The organism is Paenibacillus sp. WLX1005, assembly GCF_046603685.1.
In the GTDB taxonomy this organism is placed as follows: Bacteria; Bacillota; Bacilli; order Paenibacillales; family Paenibacillaceae; genus Saccharibacillus.
The window spans coordinates 4,503,176-4,525,083 of the sequence record NZ_CP176756.1 but is presented as its reverse complement, the minus strand read 5'-3'; the positions used below and the strand labels follow the sequence as shown (position 1 = coordinate 4,525,083).

At 47.0% G+C, this 21,908-nt stretch carries 21 protein-coding genes; 14 read left to right on the top strand and 7 right to left on the bottom strand.

Annotated elements, in window-relative coordinates:
* Positions 1 to 358 precede the first annotated feature (358 nt).
* The 3 genes from ACE3MZ_RS19365 to ACE3MZ_RS19355 all read right to left on the bottom strand — a co-directional run bounded on the left by ACE3MZ_RS19365 (position 359) and on the right by ACE3MZ_RS19355 (position 3,607).
* Positions 359 to 1,171, bottom strand: a complete 813-nt coding sequence (locus tag ACE3MZ_RS19365) for a TraX family protein (RefSeq protein ID WP_411343744.1) — start codon at positions 1,169 to 1,171, stop codon at positions 359 to 361.
* A 289-nt stretch (positions 1,172 to 1,460) separates the two neighbouring features.
* Entirely contained in the window at positions 1,461 to 2,729 is a 1,269-nt protein-coding gene (locus tag ACE3MZ_RS19360) for a stalk domain-containing protein (protein WP_411346855.1), read from the bottom strand.
* A 503-nt stretch (positions 2,730 to 3,232) separates the two neighbouring features.
* The gene (locus tag ACE3MZ_RS19355) at positions 3,233 to 3,607 is read right to left on the bottom strand and encodes a DUF805 domain-containing protein (RefSeq protein WP_411343743.1); all 375 of its coding nucleotides are present in this window, start codon (positions 3,605 to 3,607) and stop codon (positions 3,233 to 3,235) included.
* Positions 3,608 to 3,877: 270 nt separating this feature from the next.
* Here ACE3MZ_RS19355 and ACE3MZ_RS19350 point away from each other — a divergent pair, with 270 nt between their 5' ends.
* The 5 genes from ACE3MZ_RS19350 to ACE3MZ_RS19330 all read left to right on the top strand — a co-directional run bounded on the left by ACE3MZ_RS19350 (position 3,878) and on the right by ACE3MZ_RS19330 (position 7,468).
* Positions 3,878 to 4,558: a Na-translocating system protein MpsC family protein gene (locus ACE3MZ_RS19350; protein WP_411343742.1), complete on the top strand. Its 681-nt coding sequence runs from the start codon at positions 3,878 to 3,880 to the stop codon at positions 4,556 to 4,558.
* 129 nt (positions 4,559 to 4,687) lie between these two features.
* The gene (locus tag ACE3MZ_RS19345) at positions 4,688 to 5,059 is read left to right on the top strand and encodes a response regulator (protein ID WP_411343741.1); all 372 of its coding nucleotides are present in this window, start codon (positions 4,688 to 4,690) and stop codon (positions 5,057 to 5,059) included.
* 112 nt (positions 5,060 to 5,171) lie between these two features.
* Entirely contained in the window at positions 5,172 to 5,849 is a 678-nt protein-coding gene (locus tag ACE3MZ_RS19340; protein WP_411343740.1) for a Na-translocating system protein MpsC family protein, read from the top strand.
* Between the two features lie 328 nt (positions 5,850 to 6,177).
* Complete coding sequence (locus tag ACE3MZ_RS19335) at positions 6,178 to 6,819, top strand: deoxynucleoside kinase (RefSeq protein ID WP_411343739.1); 642 nt, start codon at positions 6,178 to 6,180, stop codon at positions 6,817 to 6,819.
* Positions 6,797 to 7,468 carry a deoxynucleoside kinase gene (locus ACE3MZ_RS19330; protein ID WP_411343738.1) on the top strand — a complete coding sequence of 224 codons (672 nt, stop codon included), beginning with the start codon at positions 6,797 to 6,799 and terminating at the stop codon, positions 7,466 to 7,468. Before ACE3MZ_RS19335 ends, ACE3MZ_RS19330 begins: the two co-directional genes overlap by 23 nt.
* A gap of 169 nt (positions 7,469 to 7,637) precedes the next feature.
* On the opposite strand, the gene ACE3MZ_RS19325 is transcribed toward ACE3MZ_RS19330, so the two are convergent.
* Complete coding sequence (locus ACE3MZ_RS19325; RefSeq protein ID WP_411343737.1) at positions 7,638 to 8,018, bottom strand: hypothetical protein; 381 nt, start codon at positions 8,016 to 8,018, stop codon at positions 7,638 to 7,640.
* Positions 8,019 to 8,435: 417 nt separating this feature from the next.
* On the opposite strand from ACE3MZ_RS19325, the gene ACE3MZ_RS19320 reads away from it, so the two are divergent.
* Positions 8,436 to 9,440: a DUF2167 domain-containing protein gene (locus ACE3MZ_RS19320; protein WP_411343736.1), complete on the top strand. Its 1,005-nt coding sequence runs from the start codon at positions 8,436 to 8,438 to the stop codon at positions 9,438 to 9,440.
* 124 nt (positions 9,441 to 9,564) lie between these two features.
* Positions 9,565 to 11,178, top strand: coding sequence for a gamma-glutamyltransferase family protein (locus tag ACE3MZ_RS19315; RefSeq protein WP_411343735.1), 1,614 nt, complete (start codon positions 9,565 to 9,567; stop codon positions 11,176 to 11,178).
* Between the two features lie 4 nt (positions 11,179 to 11,182).
* On the opposite strand, the gene ACE3MZ_RS19310 is transcribed toward ACE3MZ_RS19315, so the two are convergent.
* Together ACE3MZ_RS19310 and ACE3MZ_RS19305 are read right to left on the bottom strand one after the other, a co-directional pair.
* Positions 11,183 to 11,815 (bottom strand): TVP38/TMEM64 family protein, encoded by a 633-nt coding sequence (locus ACE3MZ_RS19310; protein ID WP_411343734.1) that lies wholly within the window; start codon positions 11,813 to 11,815, stop codon positions 11,183 to 11,185.
* Between the two features lie 229 nt (positions 11,816 to 12,044).
* The gene (locus ACE3MZ_RS19305) at positions 12,045 to 12,662 is read right to left on the bottom strand and encodes a TVP38/TMEM64 family protein (protein ID WP_411343733.1); all 618 of its coding nucleotides are present in this window, start codon (positions 12,660 to 12,662) and stop codon (positions 12,045 to 12,047) included.
* Between the two features lie 164 nt (positions 12,663 to 12,826).
* Between ACE3MZ_RS19305 and ACE3MZ_RS19300 the strand changes: the two genes are divergently transcribed.
* Positions 12,827 to 13,870 (top strand): potassium channel family protein, encoded by a 1,044-nt coding sequence (locus ACE3MZ_RS19300; RefSeq protein WP_411343732.1) that lies wholly within the window; start codon positions 12,827 to 12,829, stop codon positions 13,868 to 13,870.
* On the opposite strand, the gene ACE3MZ_RS19295 is transcribed toward ACE3MZ_RS19300, so the two are convergent.
* Complete coding sequence (locus ACE3MZ_RS19295) at positions 13,871 to 15,664, bottom strand: SulP family inorganic anion transporter (protein ID WP_411343731.1); 1,794 nt, start codon at positions 15,662 to 15,664, stop codon at positions 13,871 to 13,873.
* Between the two features lie 348 nt (positions 15,665 to 16,012).
* Here ACE3MZ_RS19295 and aroD point away from each other — a divergent pair, with 348 nt between their 5' ends.
* The 6 genes from aroD (at position 16,013) to ACE3MZ_RS19265 (ending at position 21,845) form a co-directional block, all read left to right on the top strand.
* Entirely contained in the window at positions 16,013 to 16,789 is a 777-nt protein-coding gene (aroD, locus tag ACE3MZ_RS19290) for a type I 3-dehydroquinate dehydratase (RefSeq protein ID WP_411343730.1), read from the top strand.
* A 184-nt stretch (positions 16,790 to 16,973) separates the two neighbouring features.
* Entirely contained in the window at positions 16,974 to 17,900 is a 927-nt protein-coding gene (locus ACE3MZ_RS19285; protein WP_411343729.1) for an SMI1/KNR4 family protein, read from the top strand.
* 132 nt (positions 17,901 to 18,032) lie between these two features.
* A complete protein-coding gene (locus tag ACE3MZ_RS19280) occupies positions 18,033 to 18,818 on the top strand; it encodes a glucose-1-dehydrogenase (protein WP_411343728.1) in 786 nt (261 codons plus the stop codon).
* Positions 18,819 to 18,834: 16 nt separating this feature from the next.
* Positions 18,835 to 19,590 (top strand): hypothetical protein, encoded by a 756-nt coding sequence (locus tag ACE3MZ_RS19275; RefSeq protein ID WP_411343727.1) that lies wholly within the window; start codon positions 18,835 to 18,837, stop codon positions 19,588 to 19,590.
* A gap of 86 nt (positions 19,591 to 19,676) precedes the next feature.
* On the top strand, positions 19,677 to 19,889 hold the full coding sequence (locus tag ACE3MZ_RS19270) for a hypothetical protein (protein WP_411343726.1): 213 nt from the start codon (positions 19,677 to 19,679) through the stop codon (positions 19,887 to 19,889).
* 303 nt (positions 19,890 to 20,192) lie between these two features.
* On the top strand, positions 20,193 to 21,845 hold the full coding sequence (locus ACE3MZ_RS19265; protein WP_411343725.1) for a stalk domain-containing protein: 1,653 nt from the start codon (positions 20,193 to 20,195) through the stop codon (positions 21,843 to 21,845).
* Positions 21,846 to 21,908: the final 63 nt, after the last annotated feature.

Sequence of the window (21,908 nt, the reverse complement as noted above, 5' to 3'; positions counted from 1 at the left end):
TATGTTAACAAAGCATATGCAGTCATCTATAACGAAAAGCTGTTGTCCTTCCGTGAACTGCTCGCTTAACTACACATTAGAACAGACATTAGAACACACAGAAGTACACTAAAATGCACCCCAAATGCTCATTAGAAACCCCCACGGGTACACTAATGAGCATTTGGGGTGCATATTTCATAGTACAAAAAAGGCAGAAGCTGTTTATAACAGCATATGCATAGACTGAGATTCACCTAAACAGCCTTAATGAATTAAAATTCCTCTCATACAGAACGAATACAATTCCTATCATGATAGAACGAATACATTGAAAATTCCATCAGTAGCATCCATCTACAATATCCCAAGCACACATTTATTTATGCAAAAAATAAGCAAGGAAGTATAGCAAATAAATATGCGCCGGGTAGAATACATAAAACAGATATTTCATATTGCGCCCTTTTTGCCTGTTGTATAGCGCAATTGGAATGGCGGCGAAGACCATCATCCACTGAAATTCACCGATCCAGTTGAAGCCGCTATTATATACCAAAAATGCGGACAATCCAGCAAGTGCAGCGATTTGTAACGCACGGCTGCGACGCAACAAATAAAAGGCAATACCGAGCAGTACAAACCAGTAGCCACCTTCCACTGTAATTGGAACCGGGAACAGCATGGATAGATACATAATGCCTACTTGCGGCGTGTCAGCACTCAGCGCTACCAGTACAACCACACTCAAGCCTATCGGAATTAGCAAACCAAGAGCGGCTACCATGCCTTTGCGCCAGCTTCGTTCGGTGACAGACGATTTCAGCATCTTCATCATCCACATATACCATACAGCCAAAAACAACGTACCAAAAATATTGTTCATCAACACATTATCTGAAGGGAATTGCTGCTGAACAACAAAGCTAATGCCATTCATAAATAAGAATCCGACATACAGATGCAGCAAATACTTGCCTCTGCTACGCGTATAATGAAATCCTTCGGCACTAGCAAACAGGAAAATAGGAGCCACGATCCGTCCAATCCAAGTGAACCACATCGGTATTCCGTCCATCCAGAAAAACTGATGAATATGATCGAACACCATGAGAACAATACCGATCAGCTTGAGCTGAAAGCTGTTGACTTGTAAATATTTGAAGCCGGGAAGAGCAGTAAGTGTAGACATGACAAAAAACCTCCGTTTGAAATAGATGAACCGCGCGAATGATGCCTATCTTCCAGTCATAGTTGTCGATTGCGTAAAAGCATCAACAGTAACATAGAGAAGAAGGCAGATACGCCTTTTGCTGATTTCATCATATGCAATACGGAGGTTGCTGTACTATCGAATGATCTTAAAAAAAGCTTACATTCATGTAAGGTAACGTTCGTGGCTTGCTGTCATATCCTCTACTTGGATATGTTTTATTATCAAACTGCGCTCGTATATGGCGAATGTACCTGCTCGCAATAGATTACTTAAACGTAACGGACTTGTGCATAGCTGTCCATGCGTTTTGTCCGATGATACCGAGACGCCAGAGAGCGATGCCTTTCAGATCGTAACGCTTGGCAAGACCGATCTTGGTGTTAACGGAGCTGCTATCTTCGCTGCTGAGTGAGATGCCAAGAATCAGCTTGCTTTTATCTACTTGCTTCACAGCGAGTTGGATGGCATCGTCGACTTTAGCGATTGGTTCAGGGCTTTTTTTGTCGGCATAATCGTATGCCATAATGATCAGATCGTCCGCAAGGGTGCCGAGCGTTTTGTAATCATAGCCGGTGTACGAGCTATTCAGCGGATGCAGTGCCAGTGTCAGCTTCAAACCTGCCTGATGTGCACGGGCAGACATATTTTGGATAAAGGCGTTGTATTCCGTGCGTGCTTTCGCTTTATCGCCGCTCCAACCAAGACCTTCAAAGTCGAGTACGATGCCTTTGAAACCTTTGCTGGTGGCAGTATCGACGATGGCGCTGATCGTGCGATTTTGCAAGGTAGCGTCTTGTAGATTTTTGGTCAGCTCACCGTGTCCGTCCACGGAATAGACCATCAGATAAGGCGATGTGCCTTGGGTTGCGGTATTTTGAATAATGGTATCCGGTGTGTCGGTGCCTGCTGCTTGCGGCCATTTGTATTCGGTGCTGGTGGTGGAAAATTCGCCGTCCGTTGTAATCCGGCTCCATCCGTAAGCAACGCTGTCAAAGTCTGGCACAAAGCTGCGTTCATCGTACGATGAAATCGCGTAAAAGCCTAGTGTGTACAGATCTTCAGCAGGCGATACAATCTCTACCGTTCGTGCCGCTGCATTCCATTTCACATCCGCACCGAATTGCTGACTGAAAAAGCTAAGCGGAATCATCGTATTATTGCTAATACTTTGCGGAGCAACAGCAAGTGTTACATTTTGACCGTTCACTGTTGCGGTTGTATCGTTCATCTTCAAGATAACTTTTTTGCTAGTTTGTCCAGCAGGTGATGTGGCGGTAATCGTTTTGGCGGATTGATTCCATGATACGGTAATACCCAGCGCTTCAGAAATGGTACGGAATGGCACCATGGTAGTGCCTTTGATCATCGTTGGAGCAACCGGGAAAGGTAGATTATAGCCGTCAAGGGTGATGCTGATCTTGGACGACGTGGCAGCTTCAGCTACTGATGCTGCTGGCACGGTCGTGAATACGCCGGTAGCTGCGATCGTCAGTGACAAAGCGGCGCTGATCCATTTTTTGTGTAACGTTTGCATAGGTGTAGAGTCTGTTTGCATGTGTAAGGCTCCTGTTCGTTGTGGGATATGTACGGTCTGTTGTATACAAGCTAGAGAGGGGAACGGTTGGTCATGGAGAGCAATTTACTGCAATGATCTGGGTGCAATCAGATCATTATGCTCCGATGGAGTGGACGAATAAGAACGCTCACTACATACACTGTTCAACCCTTCCTATTTTACCAGAATTCAGTGCATTTGTTAGTTATAAAAGAATGATATTTTTATCAGAATGAGAATATAGAACGATGAGAGAGCATATGCCAACAGTAGAAGCGTGGTGTGGAGTTCACTTACTATGTGATGTTAACAGAAAACCGCCAATCTCTGGTTGATCTCGTTCTCATCGGAGAATGATAATCGGAGCCGTAGATTGGCGGTTTGTTTTGTTACTTTGCGTATGTTGATTGGAATAGCTGCTGCTTGAATATCTTGTCTTGCGTTGGATCTATGATGTAGCGTTCGATATGGTCAAGCTGCGCTTATGCGGATTGCTTTTGTGGATTGTTGTAATTGATATAATCTGGGTGTATACCGTATTGGTTATCTGCTGGTTCGCTTGGCAGGCAATCGAATACGAGAATTACAAATGCACCGAATGGTACGAAGTTCAGCAGATACCACCAACCAGTGCGACCGATATCGTGCAGACGGCGTACGCTAACTGCGATCGTAGGAACCAGAACTGCTAGCATGTACACAGCGTACAGAATGCGCTCAGTGCCGAGAATATTGTCAATAATCAGACAGGCAATTGCAAATAGTGCATTAAACAATGCAAACATCCAGAACTCTGTACGCGATGCTCGACCTGTAAAGGTCGCGTAATGCTTCAAAACATAAAGAAACCATTTCATCCAACTTACCCCTTATCTATCTATGTATTGTATTACCTACTAATTAGTAACATATAACGGCTGATTTTGGAAGGTAAATTTACCCAAAACACGATATCCAAGCAATACAATAGATAAAAGCGTATGCGTATTTTGTCTGCAACTATAGTCTTGATTTTGCCAAAGGAGAACCATTTATAGGTTCGTTGAACATGTATCCATATAAATGGAGTATAGTGAAAGAGTGAAGTGGTACTAAATTTTGCATAGATGATAGTGGGTGCATTTCCAATGAACAATACCGAGATGATCAGCCGGACCACAAGTTATGCCGGCAAGTTGCTGCGCACACGCTTTGGAAAAGGTCCCGAATCGATGTCGATTACCATGGATCAACATGCGATTTTGATCCAATTGCATCACTTTTTGAACCCGGTGGAGGCATTTTTATTAAACGAGCAAGAGGAGCAGACCTTTCTGCATACTCGCGAGTTGGTAATGAAATCACTACTACCTGAACTGATACAATTTTTGGAGGAGCATTTAAATTTGCAGGTAGATCGGTTATATTATGATTGGGGTATGCATAATGCCTCTGGTATCATTGCAGGGATTCTGCATGATCCAGAACTGGGGCAGAAGGCAGACTATGAAGGAAAGCAGACGGTACATCAGCAGATTAATGAGGTGACCGGAGCGATTCAGCGGCAGGCTTCATTCATGGATTCATGGTGGTTAACGCCCAACACACTGGCGATCTTTCGAAAGGGTATAACCGTACTTCTGGAAAAAGAGCTTTGTGAACTGGGTTATGAGAATCAGTTGCGTGCAGCGAAGCGCAGACTGGAGAAAAGATTATTGCAGCAGCAGACTAGCTTAGAAAGTCTGTTTCAAAAGGAGATCGAAGATGTGTATACGGACTGGAACTTTCAGGCGGATGACAGCTTGATCCTGTATACATTCAAATCATAATAGTCATAATACAGACGAATATGGAGTTCGGTAATAATTCAGACATGAACATGCGCTGATATTAGGCCGAAGCAGAGGTGTACAACGCCTCTGCTTCGGCCTATTTATTTATAAGGGGGACATGAGAAGATGACAGCCATTTTGTATGTAGGTCACGATCCAATCAACCTCCAGTTACTCCGCTCTTTGCTGCACAAAAAGTTCCCGCACATCACATTAATGGAAGCCACAAATGGAGTGGAGGCGGTGCAGCAGGCACAACTGCATTTGCCCAAACTGGTCATTGTGGATATCCAGTTGCCTGTCATGGAAGAATATACGATCCCTGCCCAACTGCAGCAGCATCTACCGCATACAGACATGTCGGTGTGGGCGGTTAGTGGTTTTGCGATGGATCAGGATGTCGTGCGGGCATTTGAAGCCGGGTTTGGGCGCTATTTTACCAAGCCGTTACATCTGTTTAGTTTTGTCCGTCAGCTTCGTCGCGAACTGAGCAGTTAAGTTAGTTCGTCTTACAGCGTGGAGTGAGATCAGCGCTGTCCTACTGCCATGCTCTACGGCAATCCAATCCCGATATCCTCTAAACTCTATGGAACCTGGAGTGTATAAATCAGTGAACGCAAAAAGCATAATTACCCAAACAACCAGTTATACGACCAAACTTTTGCGCAATCGTTTTGGCAAAGGTCCGGAGTCGGTATCCATTTATTTGAATAAGAACTGTATGGTATTTCATTTGAAAAATTTTATAAGCCCAGTGGAGAAGTTTCTGTTAAGTCAGGAAGAAGAGCAGGCGTTCCGCTATACGCGCGATTTGTTGATGAAATCGTTATTACCAGAACTCCGTAGTTTTTTGCAGAATCAGCTGCATATGGAAGTGCTGGACTGGTATTACGATTGGGGACTGTATCACGCATCCGGTGTAATTATTGCCTTGCTGGGCAAGGACATGTCGTCTGCCGCCGACTATGACAACAAGGTGCTGATTCATGAGCGTATCATCGAAGCGACCAGTGCTTTGCAAAAGCCGCCCGATGATATCGATTCATGGTGGATCAACAGCCGTATGCTGTTTATTTTCAGGCGCGGAGTTACGATTTTGCTGGAAAAGGAATTTATCAGTCTCGGTTATGAACATATGCTGCGCATGACGAAGGATCGTCTTGAGAAGAAATTGTTGGAAAATCATGTCGGTATCCAATCCATTGTCGGCAAGAAGGTAGCTGATATCTATGTAGATTGGAACTTTGAACAAGACCACAGCATGATTGTGTATTTGTTCGAGGAATAACAATAGGCAATCTCAAGTCTACCTGCGCTTCTTCAAAATAAATACGACCCAAATCGATTCCTAATTATCGCCTACTTGCGGTGGTTAAGGACCGCTTTGGGTCGTATTTTGTATGTTATGAATATGGAGATACGCCGAACAGGCTATAGCTAGTGTTGTTGTCATATTGCGACTGATTCCGCTATATAGGGATAGCTGCACGGTCGTCCAACAGCGTCACAAAAAATTCTGGCATAAATGTAACACCTCGCTGGTCAACCTCATTTTTCGTGATACAATACATAAAGTCTATGCACGACGATGCGATACAGGAAGGATAGTACAGCCTATGACACAACCCCCGTTTATTGCCGTAGAAGGCCCAATTGGCGCTGGAAAAACGACACTGTCCACAATGCTGTCGCAGCAGTTTGACCTGCCGCTAATCAAAGAGATTGTGGAAGAAAATCCGTTTCTCGGCAAGTTTTACGAGAATATCGATGAGTGGAGCTTTCAGCTGGAAATGTTCTTTCTCTGCAACCGATACAAGCAATTGGAAGATACCGGGCTGCAATATATTGCCAACAATCAGCCGGTCATTTCCGATTATCATATCTACAAAAACATGATCTTCGCCGAACGCACACTCAAAGGCGTCAAACGCGACAAGTACCGCCAGATTTATCATTTGCTAACCGACGATCTGCCGAAGCCAGATATCATTCTCTATATTCGTGCTAGTCTGGATACGCTGTTAACGCGGATTGCGCGTCGTGGACGTTCGTTTGAACAGGCGATGGATACAGCGTATTTGGAGCAGTTGATCGCTGATTATGATAGTGCGATGGCAGCGATTGCGGTCAAAGAGCCGGAGACGAAGATCATTACCATTGACGGCGATGCCGTTGATTTTGTGGAAAATCCGGCGCAATTCAGTGAAATTGCTGCCGCCTTAAAGGAGCTTATACATGAACGAATACAACATACCTGAGAATGCCCTGATCACGATTGCCGGTACAGTAGGTGTCGGCAAATCAACATTGACGGCGAAGCTGGCAGAGCGGCTAAACTTCAAAACTTCGCTGGAAAAGGTCGATCACAACCCGTATCTGGAAAAGTTCTATCATGATTTTGAACGGTGGAGCTTTCATCTGCAAATTTATTTTCTGGCTGAACGATTTAAGGAGCAAAAGCATATTTTTGAAGCGGGCGGTGGCTTTGTGCAGGATCGTTCGATCTATGAAGATACTGGTATTTTTGCTAAAATGCACGCGGATAAAGGCACGATGTCAGCGACCGATTACGAGACATATACGAGCTTATTTGAGGCGATGGTCATGACACCGTATTTCCCGCACCCAGATGTGCTTGTCTATCTGGAAGGTAGTCTGCCATCTATTCTGAACCGTATTCAGCTACGCGGACGCCAGATGGAGATTGATACAGATCGTTCGTACTGGGAGCAGATGCATGGTCGATATTCCAACTGGATCAACGAATTCAGCGCATGCCCGGTGCTGCGTCTGAACATTGACGAATATGATGTACATGATCCAGCTTCGATGGATGAGATTCTGCGCAAGGTGAGCGATGTGATCGCGGTATCACGTCAGGGGAAACTCAACAATGTGATGATCTGATAGACGGTTTAAGATTTGGAATGTTTAGCACTATGGGATGTTAAAGCATACATGAACAACGAAAGATAGAAGACGAAAGACCACGACTACGTAGGAGAAGCACTCTTGATACGTGGATGTGGTCTTTTGTTGGTCGAATGGTTTGATAACGCGTCTTGCATACGGAGAGTTACAGCTGGTACTCATGCACAATATGGTGACTTATAAAGTCTAGGAAATCGCCTTGCATGGAACCGAGCGTCAGAATGAACTTGTTGATCAGAAAGCGCCAATGTTCGCCGCCTGCATCGAAGGACCAGATGGACACCAGCGGCATCCTGGATAGAAAGGAATGGTTATACAGATCAGCCGTATTCCATTGCATCGTATGTACAACTTTGGTAGAGAAGAAATTGAGAAATAGTACCTTCATCGTATTGTGATTGATTAGCAGAATGGCACGACTAGTAGTGGAAGCCATACTTTGTGACTCTACATAACAGCATACCATGTCTGGTTCTCTGTATGGTTCGGCGAGTTGATTGATTACCTTTTTACGAATAAATAGCATACGCAATTACCTTTCTGTGTAAGAAGTAGGGAACAGTAGCCTGTGTAATATAAGCAAAGAAATGAGATGATGCTATTCGCATAGTTTATCACGAATCATAATAGCAACCAAATTCAGTCTGAAAGCTAATTTGGTGACAATTGAATCCGATTTTTGTGTCAGGGTATACGAATCTAGTCTATATTCGTATTGCATGTTAATGTAAAAAAGTGACTGTATACGTTCTTATTGTGAATAGATTGGATTATGAAAATAGTTCTAAAGTCATAATTATTTATGTTTACATTGATTGTGTATTGATTTATATAGCAAGCAAATGATAGGATGCAAAGGTCCGCGTAACAAGCGGAATAGCAATAGCATATAAATACAAAAGGGACAGTATCGCATAAACGATACTGGAAAGGAAGGTACAGATTGAAATTTGCAAAAAGTATCGCCCTCGCAGGGGCAGTTTTATGGATGATGGTAGGCACAGCGCCTGCATATGCATCCGGTGACAGCAGTGCGCAGACAGAGAGTACATACAACTGGGTAGCTGGACCACAGAACGTAGAAATGGACGACATCGCTTCGCTGGATCTGAGTAAGGATTTTTACTATTTGAACGGCGATGATACGAAGAAAATGACGACCGACTCCAACGATATTCCGAGTGGCAAAGAGATCGGTAGCGTATTCCCTGCCGATGAGAATCAGAGCTGGTGGGTGCTGTTTGAATATACAGATTCCGGTCATATCGCCGATGATGAGAAAAACGACATCGACGCTGACGATCTGCTGGACAGCTACCGTGAAGGAACCGAGGAAAACAACAAACAAGTGCCTGCGGAAAATCAGTTGCAGGTGATCGGTTGGGATCAGGAGCCGAAGTATGATGAGAGTACGCGCAACCTAACGTGGTCATTGAAACTTGCAGATTATCAGAATCAGCCGATTATTAACTATAATTCGCGCATTCTGACGCGTACCGGATACATTTCCGTTATTCTTGTGACCGATCCGAACAATATGGCTGCTGACCGCAAAGTGCTGGAGCAGCAGATTTTGCCGAAGCTGAGTGTAAATAGCGGCAATCAATATATCGATTTTAATGAGTCGACTGACCATGTATCCGAAATGGGACTAACCGGTCTGATCGTTGGTGGTGCTGGATTGGTTGCTGCGAAGAAATTCGGATTGCTACTGCTATTGAAGAAATTCTGGTATGTTATCGCAGCTGCTGTAGTTGCGGCATTTGGCTGGATCAAGCGTCTGTTTACCCGTTCGCGTGAACGCCGGGAGCAATCGCCGTATCATTCTTCTGACGTTCATAACAGCAATCCTACTGGTGGTGCAAATGCAAGTCCAACGCCACCACCAATTGATCTACACAAAAATGAGTCTTCCGATCAACGGGACAACAACCGTCCGAACAATTAAAAATAACCCCGATCAACAATATACTTTAACAGCAAACCGCAAGATTCGTTTCGTGACAGAAACGGCTTTGCGGTTTTTGGTTTATAATGGGCATACATCGTAATTGTTGAAATGGAGGATGAAGATGACTACATTTGATCCGTTATTTTACCCGTACCCTTCGCAGCGCAATGCCGTGTATGCGCGCAATGGGATGGTGGCAACGTCACAGCCACTGGCAGCACAGGCAGGGCTGGATATTTTGAAAAAGGGTGGCAATGCGGTCGATGCTGCTATCGCTACAGCAGCATGCCTAACCGTAGTGGAGCCGACATCGAATGGCATTGGCGGCGATGCGTTTGCACTCGTCTGGATGAAGGATGAGCTGCATGGATTGAACGCGAATGGTCCTGCGCCGCAGTCGATCTCTATCGATGCAGTCCAACAAGCTGGGCATGAGCAGATGCCGACGTATGGTTGGACACCCGTTACAGTGCCAGGTGCGCCCGCAGCGTGGCAGGCGCTATCGCAGCGATTTGGACGCTTGCCCTTAACGGAAGTGTTGCAGCCAGCGATTGATTATGCAGAACAGGGCTTTCCGATATCGCCTACACTCGGATATTACTGGAATATAGCGTATCAGCGGTTCAGTGAAGTATTACAAGGCGAGCAGTATCGTGGTTGGTTTGATACATTTGCACCGCAGGGCAGAGCACCGCGTATCGGTGAGATCTGGTCATCGCCAGGACATGCCGCAACGTTGCGCAGTATTGCAGAGAGCAGTGCAGAATCCTTTTACAGAGGGGAATTGGCTGAGCAGATAGATGCACATTCTCGTGCGCATGGTGGTTATTTGCGTAAGGAGGATTTGGCGTCGTTCAAGCCGGAGTGGGTGCAGCCGATCTCGTTAAACTATCGCGGCTACGATGTGTGGGAGATCCCGCCAGCAGGGCAGGGGCTAATCGCGCTCATGGCGCTGAATGTTCTCAAAGGATATACCTTTACCGAGCGGGATACGGTCGATACGCATCATAAGCAGATGGAAGCGATGAAGCTGGCATTTATCGATGGGCTCAAATATATTACGCAAGAAGACAAAATGACGATCCGCGCCGCACAGCTGTTATCCGACGAGTATGCTGAACAGCGTCGTCAGCTGATTGGCGATACCGCATTGCAGCCCGCACCGGGGGAGCCGCCAGCTGGTGGAACCGTGTATCTAGCAGCGGCGGACGATGAAGGCAATATGGTGTCTTATATCCAGAGTAACTATATGGGCTTTGGCTCCGGTATCGTCATTCCGGGTACAGGCATTGGCTTGCAAAATCGGGGGCATTCCTTTTCACTGGATACTACTCACGATAATCGACTGGAACCTGGCAAAAAGACGTATCATACGATCATTCCCGGCTTCCTGACCAAGGAGAATCGTCCGGTCGGTCCATTCGGCGTGATGGGCGGGTTTATGCAACCACAGGGGCATGTGCAGGTGGTGATGAATATGATCGACTTCGGGCTGAATCCGCAGGCAGCGCTAGATGCTCCGCGCTGGCAATGGTTGGAAGGGAAAGTGATCGAAGTAGAACCGTCGTTCCCCGATCATCTTGCCCAAAGCCTGATGCGCAAAGGTCATGTCATTCGCCGTGCCAACAGCTCCGGTGGATTCGGACGCGGACAAATAATCGTGCGTGATGAGCAGAATGGTGTGCTGATCGGCGGTACGGAATCACGAACAGATGGGGCTATCGCTTCATGGTAAGCGATTATCTGTCAGCAGTGGCAGCCGCTTCTTCGTGGTGCTTGCCAACCCAGCTTTCCAATTTTTTGACCAAAAATAATCCGGCAGCAATGAATAGAGCAATCGGCAACAATAGCCACGGATTCTCTATATAGCTGTCCAGATCGGAACCGATATACGACACGATAAAGATCATAATCGCCCGTCCTGTTGCAGAAGCAATGAGAAACGAACGCAGCGAAATGCCGCTTAATCCTGCCGCTGCGTGCATTACCGTAAACGGTCCGAACGGCAGCAAGCTGAATAGAAATAAATACAGAAAGCCGTTCTTTTCGATCCAGCTCAAGCTTTTGCGAATACTTTTTCGCTGAGCAAAGCGTTGAATGTAGGTCCAGTGTGACAATTGACGAACAAGCAGGAATACGGTCAATATGCCGACCATTACACCGAGCCATGAATAGAGGAAGCCATACCATAATCCATTTGCCGCTGCATTAAGCCCAATGACGACCATCGTAGGCAGTGGCGGTACAAACGATAGTAAAAAGGCAAGCGCAATACTGACCAGTGGACCGAAGGCGCGATATTGCTCCATCATGTCCGTTATATCCTGATCTGCCGTAGAGGAGAGCAGCAGTGTGATATCCATTCGTTTCATTCCTTCCTTTTATAAAAAAACAAAACCGCCAGCGACCCAAAATTGGGAGCTGGCGGCTGCATGATTGAATATGATGCGATCATACGACTCGTCAACAGTAGACGAAGATCACGATGAACGCCAAGGCATTGCAGGCAGCCGATATGGTGCTATACGTATAATTACCCGTTCCATCCATATCTGACCGCGTTGCTGGTAAATTTCATTGCCTGTGCAACTCAATCATTGTTCAAGCTTGTATTTGTTCATCCTTTTTGCTAAAAAAAGCTTCGATTCGGCGGCTGATCATCAGACAGACAACGATGAACAGCACCACAAGTGCAATATACCACGGCTTTTCCCAGTATAGTGCCAGATCTGCACCGATAAACGAAACGGCGAATACCATCAGCCCTCGCCCGAACAGAATCGCAATCAGAAACGAGCGAAAGCGAATACCGCTCAAGCCCGCCGCAATATTCAGCATCGTAAATGGACCGACTGGAAACAGACTGAGCAGAAATACATACGTAAATCCATGTTCGCGAATCCAGCGCCGGGTACGATCTACTTTGGGACGATTAGTAAGACGCGCCAGATAACGGTGCTGTGACAGCTTGCGAATCAGCGCAAACGCCACCAGCGATCCGCCGATAATGCCGATATACGAATACAGAAAACCGATCCATAGCCCGTACACGGCGGCATTGACGCCCAGTACGATCACCGTTGGCATCGGTGGAATAAATGATTTTAGAAATGGAATCAGAATGCTAATCAATGGTCCGAGTGACCGATATTCATTCATCCATCGCTTTAGATTGTCTTCGTTAAGATAAGACAGCCAATCCGAAACTGCAATCTCCATAGTGCGCCTACCCCTTTGTTTTGCCTTGTTGAATCTGCCACTGGCAGCATACTTGTGTGCGATTTCTCTCTCGTTGTTTTTATTATAGCGGATGAAAGTACAAATGGAGTAGGATGGAATAAGCAAAGTGAACAACAGAATATACATACGAAAGGAATAGACTCATGCATATCCTGATTCAATTGTCGCGTCGGCTAATCCGAATGCGCAAATCGGTGCTGGCGTTTACGGCACTGCTGTTTGTTCTTGTCAGCTCGTTGATCGCGTATGCGCTGGAACCGCAGACGTTTGGGCACTGGTTTAATGCGCTGTACTGGGTGCTGACGACGATGTCGACGGTCGGGTACGGAGATTATTTTATGGAACGCGTACCGGGCAAGCTATTTACGATATTTCTATACATCTTCGGGATCGGGCTGCTCAGTCTGATTATCGGGAAAATCATCGACTCCATGGGGGAATACAATCGCAGAAGGGACGCGGGCAAATTGAGTTATACCGGGCATAATCATGTCGTCATTATCAATTGGAGCAAAAAAGCGCAATACGCGATTGACGAGCTATTTTCCAGTAATCCGCAATTGGACATTATTATTATCGACGAGCTGGACAAGCATCCGCACGATCATCCGCAGGTGCATTATGTGCATGGTGATCCGACGCGCGAAGAAGTACTGGCGCAGGCGAATATCGCCCATGCGCAATCGGCAATTATTTTCGCTGATTCGCGGATTGACGATGCTTCTCTAGTAGATGGCAAATCGCTGCTGGTCGCTTCCAGTATCGAACGCATCGCCCCGCAAGTACATACCACCGTAGAAATTATGCTGGAAAATCATATCAAAAACTTTCGTCATGTACATATTAATGAATTTGTACTATCTCATGATGCGATCTCACGTCTCGCGGTACGTTCGGCGCTGCACGAAGGCAACAATGATATTATTAATCAGCTATTGAATCGGCGATATGGCGAGGATCTATTTCATGTGCCAGTACGTGCGGAATGGCGCAGTTATGGTGATGCTTTTCATGCGCTACTCGCGGAAGGTGCAACATTGATCAGTGATCGTAATGATATGACGATCAACCGCAAGCTAAATGACGCAATACCGGAAGATGCCAAGCTGTTCGTATTATGTGACGATGCTACCTATGCGCGCATGAACGGTTCTACCAATCCGGCAAATAATCAAGCAAAAACATAATCAGAGGATAGCAGTCTCAGCGGAAACCGAACGTTCGGACGAATCGGATAGTCGGTCACTGTTTGTACACAGTGCACGGCATTCTCGATAAGGACCACCAGCGCAATTGATACAGCAGGTACGATTGTCCGTTTGCAGAGCGGCACTGATCGCTTCGCCTGTATGGTCAAAGCAGCACTGTTCACCAATCTGATGCAACAAGCCGCTACGCTTCAACAGATGAAGCGGCTGTGCAACCAGACCAGATAGCAGCAGTCTGCCACCATGCTGGCTGATTTGATTGTGTAATGTACGCAATCGTGCTTCACCCGAAGCATCGATCAGGCTAACTCTGCCCATCCGTAATAGCAGGACACCTTCCGGTCGATACGCCTGCACAAATTCGGGCTGTTCAAACGGATTGACCGATCCGAAAAATAGCGGACCCTGAAGCGTAAAAATAGACAATCGCTCACAATGCATCGTATTGCTATCTCCAGCATGTGCAGATAAGGGAGCTACTTTACCATGACGGAGTTGATGATCTGGTACGACTTGCCGAATCTGCTGCGCGGCTGCACTTTTGTATACAAACATAATCATGGATAGCGCCAAGCCGACTTCGACTGCTAGCGTTAAAGTTGTACCGACAGTCAGCAGAAAAGTGACCAGTAGTACTAGCGAATCTCCATTTCGCAAACGCAAAATAGCCGCAAAGCTGCGCCGCTCGCTCATATTCCAAGCGACCACCATCAGAATCGGTGCCATAGAGGATAACGGAATAGCAGAAGCATACGGTGCAAGAAGCAGCAAGACGAGCAGAACGACTAATCCATGTACGATACCGGACACTTTGGAGAAGGCACCGCTTTTGATATTCGTAGCTGTACGAGCAATCGCTCCTGTTGCAGGAATGCCGCCGAACAATGGCGTTATCATATTGGCAATGCCCTGTCCGATCAATTCGCGATTGGCGCGATGTCGCGTACCGCTCATCTCATCCGCCACGACAGCAGATAGCAAGGATTCGATACTTCCGAGCAGAGCGATAATACAAGCGGGTTGAATCATAAGTACAATGGTCGACCAAGACAGATCAAGCCCATGCAGACCGGGTAAGGCGGCTGGAATCTCACCGTAAGCAGAGCCAATCGTTGCTACCTTGCCGCTCCATAGCCAGACGGAGAATAGTGTAGCTGTGAGCAGACCGACGAGTGAAGCGGGGATGCGGGGCAATACGCGCGGAATGAGTAACAATGCGGTCAGACAGAGAAGTGCGATTGCGACGCTATATAGATTGATCGTATGCAGATGTAAGCCGATTTCTTTCATATTCAATAGAAAGCTTTCGTGACGTTGTAAGCCGGTCAATCCGAGGAAGCTGCCGATCTGTCCGGTAAAAATCGTAACGGCAATCCCGGCGGTAAAACCTACGGTGACAGGTCTTGGTATAAAACGAATAAGCGCACCAAGACGAAGCAATCCCATTACAACGAGCAATATACCAGCTAGAAAGCCGGCAACAAGTAATTTATCGTATCCGTATTGAAGCACGATGGCGAGCAAGACAGGGATAAATGCGCCAGTTGGACCGCCAATCTGGAATCGAGATCCGCCGAATAATGAGATCAAGATCCCTGCGATAATCGTCGTATACAGTCCCGTTTCCGGCTTCACACCGGAAGCGATGGCAAATGCCATGCCGAGCGGAATGGCGATAATGCCGACTGTACAACCGGCGATCAGATCGCGTTGTAATTGTTTTCGTCCATACGTGTTGAATCCGAAACGTTGCGCTAATTTCCTGACATTCATAATAGACAGACCTTCTTTTTCCGTGATATGGCTAGCTTGGTTTACCATAACGCATGATCCGTGTTAGATGCTGTAACTTACATCATGGTAAAGCGCTCCACAGCAGCATTGCAGAAAATGTCCATGCAGCTTGTCATTCTCAAGCGCGACAATAACGGGTATACTAGGGCAATGAACGTCCATGCCGGGCAGTTCGGTGTGATGGCAATAGGCATATCCTTGTTACTGACAGCTATCACACAGCAGTATTCCATACATACACCATGAACACTTCATTCACTGCTGTCCGGCGTATGCCCTGTATACTGCATGGATAACCTTATCATTTCGTCGCAAAGGAGCTTATTTATGTCTAACGACTTTACACCCGTTATTGTAAAACATGTGGTGATTGGCGAAGGCGCACCGAAATTATGCGTGCCGCTCGTCGGTCGCACCACCGAACAATTGCAGGAAGAAGCACGCTTTTTACAAACCGCTGATGTGGATGTCGTGGAATGGCGAGCGGACTTTTTTGAACATGTGGATAGTATAGAACGCGTTCGCGCTGCATTGCTGGAGATTCGTGCGTATTTGCCATCCGTGCCGATGATCTTTACGTTCCGTACGGCAAAAGAAGGCGGAGAACGCGAGATTGATGCCGATTATTATGTACAGCTGAATCAGTCGCTGGCAGCTTCCGGTCAGGTCGATCTGATCGATATTGAGCTATTCAGCGGCGACGAACATATACAGACTATCGTGGACAAGGCGCATCAGCATCATACGGCGGTGATTATTTCCAATCATGATTTTCAGGGAACGCCGCCGAAGGAAGAGATGATTTCACGTTTGCGCCGAGCACAGGAGCTGGGTGGCGATCTGCTGAAGCTGGCAGTGATGCCGACGTCTGCTGCGGATGTCATTGCTTTGCTGGATGCGACCGTCACGATGCGAGAACAGTATGCGGAACGTCCACTCATTACGATGTCGATGGGTGGTCAGGGATTGATCAGTCGTCTCGCAGGTGAGCTGGTCGGTTCGGCGTTGACTTTTGGCGCTGTCCAACGTGCCTCTGCGCCGGGACAGATTCCTATTGCCGATCTGCGCGGTGTGCTGAATCTACTGCATAACAACTCCAAGTAGGCAGTAATAGTCAGTCAGGTATGGCGATTGGACAAGTGATGCAGCGTCAGCTGATTATGACAATATGACGCCAAACAACCGATAGTATTCCTCTGCGTATCTATTCGCAGAGGAATTTTTTGTATAAAGATGATCGGAATGGTTTAAAAGAAATCAGAGGCATTATTATGAAGGAGGCAACAACATGTATCTGGTATCCAAGCAGAACAATCTTATCGATGCAGAACAGTTGCGACAGTGGGAGCAGGAGCATGAAGTTACATTGCCTGCGGCGTACAATGAATTTTTGCAGCAGTATGGACAGGGGACGTATTGTGGATTGCTGCATGTTGAACAACCCGATGCGCAGCAGTTGCAGGGGTTTGCTCAATATGAGTTATGGGATCATGATGAGAGCAGCCACATTACCGCCCAGCAGCTCGAAGAATGTATCGTAATTGCCAGTACAATTGACGGCGATATGATTGCACTGCATCGTGAATTGCCGGGCGGTATCTGGTTGCCGCGTCATGCGACGATTATCGAATCACTCGATTGGGGCACATTATCGTGGCAGCAGTTTATGGATATAGAGCTGGGAAAGCGCTATCATCCCGGTTATGAACAGCTGCGTGAGAAAGCTTATTTTGAACCCTTGAATGAATCTAAGCAATATCATCAATTGATGTTACAGAAAGGCAAATCGAAAAAAGGAAACGCTAGCCAAGCCGCGTATGGAAATGATCATTCCACACCTAACGCCTCTTCATCAGTTGCCAGCGCAGGCGGTGTGTTTATCGTCAATGATCCCGGCGCGGATATGACATACGCTGTTGGAACATCGGGTTCTTCTAGTGCTGAGAGTACACCACATCCGAGCAGCCGTGAACCTTTACGATTGCGACTCAAGGAAACGGCTGATCGGATCGCTTTGCAATGGCCGCCAGATTTGCGATTGGAAACAGAGCATTCTGGGCAGCTATTTTATCATAGTGTTGGCGGGTATATTCGATTCAATTATGCGTACGCGGCGGAAGTGTTATTCGTACACGATCATCCCGCAGCGTCCGACAATGAGGAGAATCTGACACAATCGCTACTTCAGGCGCTCAAGGAAGCTGGAATATCGTAAAACAAAGGGCGCGACTGTTTACCATCATGCGATTTCGTGTAACCAATGGTTGTACCTTCTTTTACCAGCAACAAGCTGTATTGGTAAAAGATGAGCTGAATACGACAGCATGATGATCAAGGAGGCGACAGTATGTATCCGGATTTGCAGGGCAAAACAGTCATTGTCACTGGGGCGGCAACAGGGATCGGTCAAGCGATTGCGCTTCGTTTTGGACAGGAAAAAGCGAATGTAGTGATTAATTACCATAGCAACCACGATGGCGTGGAAGAAGCGATTCAGAAAATCAAGGAAGCCGGTGGGCAGGCGATTGATGTTCAGGGCGATATGTCGAATGAAGAGGATGCACAGCGCATCATTCAGACGGCACATGATACATTTGGCAGCATGGATATCATGGTTAACAATGCAGGTATGGAAAATGAAGTACCATCGCATGAACTGTCATTGGAAGATTGGAACAAAGTAATCAACGTCAATCTGACCGGGACGTTCCTTGGTAGCCGTGAAGCGATTCGTTACATGCTGAAACATAATATCAAAGGCAGCATTATCAATATGTCGAGCGTGCACGAGATTATTCCGTGGCCGCATTTTGTACACTATACCGCCAGCAAGGGTGGCGTGAAGATGATGACCCAGACGCTGGCAATGGAATATGCGCCGAATGGTATCCGGGTAAATGGCATTGGACCGGGCGCAATTAACACACCGATCAATGCCGAGAAGTTCGAAGACGAGGAGAAAAAGGCAGCCGTCACCAAGCTGATTCCGATGGGATATATCGGGGAACCGTCCGAGATCGCTTCGGTCGCCGTATGGCTTGCTTCTTCCGAAGCTAGTTACGTAACTGGGATTACCATTTTTGCCGATGGCGGCATGACCAAATACCCTTCGTTCCAAGGTGGGAACGGTTAAACGGGAGGTGACTCTCATGATGGAGCGCAAGTTGAATGACTATGTATCGACAACGGAAGATCCAGCGATTACGCTATTTCCAGAACCGGAGGATGTACTGGAAGATCCATCGTTGACCTGTTACTTTTTGCCGATGTTGTCGTTTACGCATGAGCATCTGGAAGATCAGCGTGCGTATCGGATTCATCTATTAAGTACAGACGGGTTGCAATGTTTAGATGATGCGCTATATAGCGAGCAGCATATTTGGGGCTTTGAATATCACGATGGCAAGTACCGCTTTCTTGGCGATATCGACGTGTTTGGCGGGGTGAATATTCCAGAGGTGTACGCGTGGTTAGTGGAGGACTTTGACCGCAACTGCGAGTATTATCTGCATGAGAAGCTGTCCGCCGTCGATTACGGAGAGCAAGTACAGGTGGCATTGTCCAGCATTGCCAATTTTGAAGCTCGCTCGTATGCGGAAAATGTATACAGTTATCTATACGCACGCACTCATTATCAGCGTACTGGCGAATTTCGCCACATTGACGAACTGATCGGCAACCATCGTCCGCTGGATCAGCATTTGCTGCTGGATCGGCTGGAAGCGCAGGAGATGAGTGCGATTATACTGGATCATTTGCCAGATACGCTGCGTATGCGTTATGACATGCAACCGGAAATGATCGTCGGCGGTGCCGAGCGCTTTCGGTTCCTATCTGCCAGCAGTGGCGGCGCGGTACTCGCATTGCTGAATACGCATCGGCAACAGGTGTATTTGCTAGAATAAGTACATGCGTATCGTCAGGCAATTGTTGTCGTTTTGGGATAGAGTTGACGGTTACGATATGCTATGATGGAGCTGAGGTGAGTCTATTGACGACAGAACATAATCAACCAGCATCCACATCGGAAGAGGCTTCAGCGAAAAAGCTGAGTCAAGCCGAGATGGCCAAACGTCTGCTGGCACAGAAAAAGCAAGGCAATCAAGGCAAAGGTGGAAACGGACAACAATCCACCGGCACCAAATCGATGAAAAGCCAGATGACCAAAAAAGTAAACAACCAGCGCAAAAAGATGGGAACCTAATCTCTTTCCATGCGCAGTCTGATTTACTGCATCCATAATATTCATCCCAAAAAGACCGATTCGATGATCCGAACCGGTCTTTTTTGTGCGCGAATTTTTATTTTGTAAACGATCGCAATTATTCCTCACCGTACATATGAAATTCACAAAGCAGCAGTAAGATGTGTTTGTCAGCAGGAAGAGAACATACGACAAGATCCTTTATACGAACTTATACTCTTTCATGCTTGGATTTGATTGTATACTACGCTTCATCCATACACAGGACATACACACTATTTTATTCAAAGGAAGGGAATTCCCATGACACGAAAATCCGGTATCAAAGGCTTTATTCTCGGCGCAGCATTGACCGCCGTATTAACCACTTCATTCTCCGCTTACGCTGCACCCATTCAGAAAAGCGTCTCCGCCGCACTGAGCGATGTGAAGATTATGCTGAATGGTCAGCAAACGACACTTACTGACAGTTCTGGTAACACAGTAGAACCGATCAATTATAACGGTACGATCTATTTGCCAATCCGTGCATTGTCCAAAGCACTCGGCGTGACCGCAGCCTATGATAGCACCAACTCTACGGTCAAGCTGACCAGCGGTACGACTGCTACAGCAGACGATGACAGCACTGGCGCAGATATCAATACCGATGAGAATGTACCTGCCAAGCCGGAAGGCGATCTGGCGCCAGCCAAACCGGACGGTGATCAAGCACCAGCCAAGCCAGATGGCACCGATAGCGGCTACGGTACAGATGCCAAAGTCGAAGGTACAGGCAAATATACACAATCCGGCGATACCGTCACCAAATCGGATCAGACGATTGCTGCAACCGAAGCCGACCAATCCGCCGTCAAAGTATCCGACAGCGGAACACTGACACTGACCGACTCAACTATCACCAAAACCGGCGATACATCGTCTGAAGATAACAGTAACTTTTACGGTCTGAATGCTGCGGTTCTGTCGGAATCCGGCAGTACAGTTACCGTGAAAAATACATCCATTACGACCGATGCGGACGGCTCTAACGCTACCTTCTCCACTGGCGAAGGCTCGGTACTGAACATCTCCGATTCCACCATCCAAACGAGTCAAGATTCCTCGCGCGGTCTGGATGCAACGATGACTGGTACAGTCAACGCGACGAATGTGAAGATCACGACAGCTGGCGAACACGCTGCCGCAATTGCTACCGATCGTGGTGAAGGTACAGTGAATGTAACTGGCGGCACAATGAACACATCCGGCGAAGGCTCACCAGGCATCTATTCTACTGGTAAGATTACCGTATCCGGTGCGACGATCAAAGCAACTGGCTCCGAAGCTGTCGTTATCGAAGGTCGCAACTCCGCTACGGTGAAAAATACATCCCTGACTGGTGCAGGTACACGCGGTGTCATGATCTATCAAAGCTATTCCGGCGATGCTGAAGATGGCACAGGTACATTTACAATGACTGGCGGCTCGCTCAATGCAACTGCTGGACCGATCTTCTATTCTACGAATACGGATGCAGTCATTAACCTGACCAATGCCGATGTAACGGGAGCTTCCGGCACGCTGTTGCAGGCTCAAGCTGACAAATGGGGCACCACCGGTTCCAATGGTGCGATTGTGACGTTAAATGCGAATAATCAAGAGCTGTCCGGCAATGTTATCGGTGATAGCCTGAGCACGATTACGCTCAAACTGGCTACTGGTAGCACTTGGTCAGGCGCACTGAACAGCGATCAGAAGCTGAAATCGGCAACCTTGAAGCTGGATGCAACGAGCAGCTGGAACGTAACTGCCAATTCCTACGTGACTGCTCTGACTGACAGCGACACAACGCTGGCAAATATCAACGACAACGGTCATACGATCTACTACGACGCCGACAACAGTGCCAACAGCTGGCTGAACGGCAAAACGGTAACCTTGCAGGACGGTGGTAAACTGACTCCGATATCATAAGAGACTTGCATACTCGTATGCTCGCGTATAAAATCAATGGATTGTTCGTGTGTGATATGTAGT